Origin of the sequence: Effusibacillus lacus, assembly GCF_002335525.1 — a bacterium.
GTDB lineage: Bacteria > Bacillota > Bacilli > Tumebacillales > Effusibacillaceae > Effusibacillus > Effusibacillus lacus.
In genome coordinates this window covers 1-492 of the sequence record NZ_BDUF01000041.1, presented here as the reverse complement: position 1 = coordinate 492, position 492 = coordinate 1, and the positions used below count along the sequence as shown (strand labels likewise).

Sequence of the window (492 nt, the reverse complement as noted above, 5' to 3'; positions counted from 1 at the left end):
TGTAGTTGTTCTGTGATATTGTCACCCTGTAACTCGTCTGTGAAAATGTCACCATGGGACAGGAGACGATTACACTGACAACAACAGAATTAAAGAAAGTTCTTGTGATTGAGAAGTTGGTTGCCAAATCCCTTACATCTGAAGAAGCCGCTACAGCCCTTGGCCTTTCTAAACGTCAGGTTCTTCGTTTAAAGGCTCGGTACATCAAGGAAGGAGCGAAAGGAATTGTACATAAGAACCGAGGACGAAAGCCCTCTCACACCATCCCTGAGTCCATTAGGGAACAAGTTGTTAGTCTTTACGAGCAAAAGTACTACGGAAGTAATAATTCCCACTTATCTGAGCTTCTAGAAGAGCATGAACAGTTGGATCTTAGCGTTTCCTCCGTTCGTCGGATTCTAGTTGCTGCGGGGGTCAAGAGACAAAAACAACGCCGTCGTCCGAAATTGCACAGTCCCCGTGCTCGAAAACCCCAAGCCGGCATGCTGTGGC

The 492-nt window shown here is 46.5% G+C and carries 1 protein-coding gene; it reads left to right on the top strand.

The annotated features are described in order from the left end of the window. Nucleotides 1-74: 74 nt before the first annotated feature. On the top strand, nt 75-492 hold a 418-nt coding region (locus EFBL_RS07995), incomplete at its 3' end, for a helix-turn-helix domain-containing protein (RefSeq protein ID WP_149029945.1).